The sequence below is a fragment of the Metasolibacillus meyeri genome, from assembly GCF_003049505.1.
GTDB lineage: Bacteria > Bacillota > Bacilli > Bacillales_A > Planococcaceae > Metasolibacillus > Metasolibacillus meyeri.
The window spans coordinates 1-1900 of record NZ_PYWN01000225.1; the positions used below are offsets into that span (position 1 = coordinate 1).

Annotated in this window: 2 protein-coding genes; both read right to left on the minus strand. The window is 33.7% G+C overall.

The annotated features are described in order from the left end of the window. Window positions 1-322 precede the first annotated feature (322 nt). The gene (locus C9J34_RS21130; RefSeq protein WP_107842134.1) at window positions 323-571 is read right to left on the minus strand and encodes a hypothetical protein; all 249 of its coding nucleotides are present in this window, start codon (window positions 569-571) and stop codon (window positions 323-325) included. Window positions 572-874: 303 nt separating this feature from the next. Further along, the gene (locus C9J34_RS21140; RefSeq protein WP_107842136.1) at window positions 875-1729 is read right to left on the minus strand and encodes a malate synthase; all 855 of its coding nucleotides are present in this window, start codon (window positions 1727-1729) and stop codon (window positions 875-877) included. Window positions 1730-1900 lie beyond the last annotated feature (171 nt).

Sequence of the window (1900 nt, forward strand, 5' to 3'; positions counted from 1 at the left end):
GTAAAAACCCGATTGAGGCCAACATGATGTTGGTCACACAAGCGTTTTCACAGGTTTAGGTTGTGTTCCTTTATCAACAATCAGTGGGGAGGAGGAAAACCCCCACTGATTGAAGTTTCACTTTATTACTAAAAATCAGAGATAACAACGATGTAGAAGTCCAATCCACCAATAGTTAGAACTTTTACAGTACCATACGTACACTGCAAGCGATATGTAGAAAACAGCCATTTACCCTGAACTATTTTAGGATAGATAGCTGTTTGTTGTGCGTTAAGATGCACTTATTTTTTATTTCAAGCTGACTTTCTAGTACATTAAATTAAATCTGCAATGCATTTTTGAGGTATAATTTTAAGGCTTCTATTTGTCCCTCTGTATCAGCTTCTTTTTTTCCAGCAAGATGTGTTTCCAATAAGATACCATCCGTAACATTTACGATAAAAGTGGCAATTGTACTAAGATGCTGCTTTGGAGAAAATTCCCCTGTATCTACTCCTTTTTGAAGCATTTTGATAAGGTTGTCTCTTGTACGATTGAAGCGCATAAGTAAATAGGGGATACGCTCCATTCCTTAACTACGCCATCCTGTAACAAAGTATTCATAAGTAACTGCACTTATTTTGTTAAATGAATCTTTATTGTACTCATCTAAAATAGACGCTATAGTTTCCCAAACACTTTGATTGTTTTGGATAAGGTAATGGATTTTCTTTTCAAACTGTTCATCTCTTTCCTCTAGAATGCACTTCAACATTTCTTCTGTACTAGAAAAATATTGATATACTCCACCTCGGCTCATGCACCAAAGGAATTGTATATTCTAGCAAGTTCACGAGTACAAGGGAAGGACAGACGATTTGCAAATAACTATCTAAATACGCATTAAGGTGCCATTAGGTTTTGGCAGCTCTTGAATTGTTATCTGATTCATTTTACAAAAATGTTTGAAAAATTGTTGTGCTAGCTCTCGTTCCTTTGTGTCCTTTTTTAATGAGACTATATCAAGCAAAATTTGAGCCATCCATAAATTATCAAAGTAACGGTATTTACCTGTATTCCATGACATTTTTTCGGGAGATTTTTCGTTTTGATAATATTTCCAGAAAAATAGTTGATCCGATTCCTGTTCTGTAAGTTGGAGTCTGTATTTTGAATGAGCAGGAATATTTCCATCTTCACAAAGCTTACCGAAAAACTCTTCATTTACCATATAGACACCTAAGATACGTCTGTCCTTTTCAGGCATACTAGAATCTATGGCTGTCAACAAGACAGCGCTATTTTGATGCAAGCGACTTGGTTTGTTTGGCTTTCCCTTATTATTTCCACTTTTTATTACGCCCGAAAAAACTTTCCACTCTGAAAAGGAACTATTCTGTTCTTCTTTGTCACACCAAAAAACCATTTGTGACTCTGAATGAAGTTTATGATGCTTCATCAATTTTTCGTGTTCCAAGCGAAGTTTCTGGTTTTTTCGTTGTAGTTTTATTTCTTCTTCTTTCTTCCATTCATCTTCTTTTCGTTCAATTTCCCTTTTTTGTATAATTGTATCGAGTAAATTCGCATCACTTTTATCTTGTAGTTTTAGGTGCTTTTCAAATGCATCAGGGAAAATAAACATTTTACTTTCCGATGCGAAATGTATTTCAACGCTAGAATCATTATGTTTAACTATGCTCCCCATGCCAAAAAGCTTGTGTGTAACTTTCTTATTGATTAGATTCATTATTCTAGCCCTCCTTGTATATGTTTGAGTTTTAAAAAAGGATATTAAAAAACGTATTCAAATTCTATCTGTAAAAGTGTCAGCGGAATTTGAAATACGTTTCAAAAAAATAATACTAAGACTATTATAACATTTTTTAATAAATTTACAAATTTATTATTGACAAAATAT

Bases quoted from the DNA above. Each gene is read 5' to 3' on its own strand.
- C9J34_RS21130 (WP_107842134.1), bottom strand. From the start codon at position 571: ATGGAGCGTATCCCCTATTTACTTATGCGCTTCAATCGTACAAGAGAC.
- C9J34_RS21140 (WP_107842136.1), bottom strand. From the start codon at position 1,729: ATGAATCTAATCAATAAGAAAGTTACACACAAGCTTTTTGGCATGGGG.